The 2448-nt window shown below is 49.7% G+C and carries 1 rRNA gene; it reads left to right on the forward strand.

From position 1 onward, the window contains the following. Positions 1 to 2251 (forward strand): 23S ribosomal RNA (locus L652_RS0121115); the annotation flags it as partial. Between the last annotated feature and the right edge of the window lie 197 nt (positions 2252 to 2448).

Here is a 2448-nt window from a genome sequence, read left to right on the forward strand (position 1 = left end):
TAGTTGCAAGGTATAGACCCGAAACCCGGTGATCTAGCCATGGGCAGGTTGAAGGTTGAGTAACATCAACTGGAGGACCGAACCCACTAACGTTGAAAAGTTAGGGGATGACCTGTGGCTAGGAGTGAAAGGCTAATCAAACCGGGAGATAGCTGGTTCTCCCCGAAATCTATTTAGGTAGAGCCTCGGACGAATACTTACGGGGGTAGAGCACTGTTAAGGCTAGGGGGTCATCCCGACTTACCAACCCTTTGCAAACTCCGAATACCGTAAAGTAATATCCGGGAGACACACGGCGGGTGCTAACGTCCGTCGTGAAGAGGGAAACAACCCAGACCGCCAGCTAAGGTCCCAAAGTCATAGTTAAGTGGGAAACGATGTGGAAAGGCCCAGACAGCCAGGAGGTTGGCTTAGAAGCAGCCATCCTTTAAAGAAAGCGTAATAGCTCACTGGTCGAGTCGGTCTGCGCGGAAGATGTAACGGGGCTAAACTATGCACCGAAGCTGCGGATTCAGAATTTATTCTGAGTGGTAGGGGAGCGTTCTGTAAGCGGTTGAAGGTGTACCGGGAGGTATGCTGGACGTATCAGAAGTGCGAATGCTGACATGAGTAACGATAATGGGAGTGAAAAACTCCCACGCCGGAAGACCAAGGGTTCCTATCCCATGTTAATCAGGGTAGGGTAAGTCGACCCCTAAGGCGAGGCCGAAAGGCGTAGTCGATGGGAAACAGATTAATATTTCTGTACTCGATATAATTGCGATGGGGGGACGGAGCAGGCTAAACAAGCATGGCGTTGGTAGTCCATGTGAAAGTGAGTAGGTTGGCGACTTAGGTAAATCCGGGTTGCTATTAAGACTGAGACACGAGACGAGTCACTAAGGTGATGAAGTTGTTGATGCCATACTTCCAGGAAAAGCCTCTAAGCTTCAGATTATATGGAATCGTACCCCAAACCGACACAGGTGGTCAGGTAGAGAATACTAAGGCGCTTGAGAGAACTCGGGTGAAGGAACTAGGCAAAATCGTACCGTAACTTCGGGAGAAGGTACGCTCCTATCTGTGATGAGACTTGCTCTCTAAGCGGACGGGAGCCGCAGTGACCAGGTGGCTGGGACTGTTTATTAAAAACACAGCACTGTGCAAAATCGCAAGATGACGTATACGGTGTGACACCTGCCCGGTGCCGGAAGGTTAATTGATGGGGTTATCCTTAGGGAGAAGCTCTTGATCGAAGCCCCGGTAAACGGCGGCCGTAACTATAACGGTCCTAAGGTAGCGAAATTCCTTGTCGGGTAAGTTCCGACCTGCACGAATGGTGTAACCATGGCCACGCTGTCTCCACCCGAGACTCAGTGAAATTGAAATCGCAGTGAAGATGCTGTGTACCCGCGGCTAGACGGAAAGACCCCGTGAACCTTTACTACAGCTTGGCACTGAACATTGAACCTACATGTGTAGGATAGGTGGGAGACTTTGAAGCAGCGACGCTAGTTGTTGTGGAGTCGTCCTTGAAATACCACCCTTGTAGTTTTGATGTTCTAACGTTGGCCCCTGAATCGGGGTTACGGACAGTGCCTGGTGGGTAGTTTGACTGGGGCGGTCTCCTCCTAAAGAGTAACGGAGGAGCACGAAGGTTGGCTAAGTACGGTCGGACATCGTACGGTTAGTGTAATGGTAGAAGCCAGCTTAACTGCGAGACAGACACGTCGAGCAGGTACGAAAGTAGGTCATAGTGATCCGGTGGTTCTGAATGGAAGGGCCATCGCTCAACGGATAAAAGGTACTCCGGGGATAACAGGCTGATACCGCCCAAGAGTTCATATCGACGGCGGTGTTTGGCACCTCGATGTCGGCTCATCACATCCTGGGGCTGAAGTCGGTCCCAAGGGTATGGCTGTTCGCCATTTAAAGTGGTACGCGAGCTGGGTTTAGAACGTCGTGAGACAGTTCGGTCCCTATCTGCCGTGGGCGTTTGAGAATTGAGAGGGGTTGCTCCTAGTACGAGAGGACCGGAGTGAACGAACCGCTGGTGTTCGGGTTGTCATGCCAATGGCATTGCCCGGTAGCTACGTTCGGAACTGATAAGCGCTGAAAGCATCTAAGCGCGAAGCAGGCCTCGAGATGAGTTCTCACTAGACTTTTAAAGTCTCTGAAGGGCCGTTGAAGACTACAACGTTGATAGGCAAGATGTGGAAGTGGTGTGAGCCATTAAGCTAACTTGTACTAATTACCCGTGAGGCTTAACCATACAACGCCAAACGCGTTTTATGCGACAGTTTAGACAGAAGTTAATATAACTAAAGTAGATATTACTTAAGAAAGACTTAAAAAATATTATCAGATATTTTCCAAATTCAGTTAGTGCGTAGAGATACGAATTAACGCCCAAATTTGCTTGGTGACAATAGCGTTTTGGACCCACCTGATTCCATGCCGAACTCAGTA

It is taken from the genome of Pseudoalteromonas sp. TB25, assembly GCF_000497995.1.
GTDB lineage: Bacteria > Pseudomonadota > Gammaproteobacteria > Enterobacterales > Alteromonadaceae > Pseudoalteromonas > Pseudoalteromonas distincta.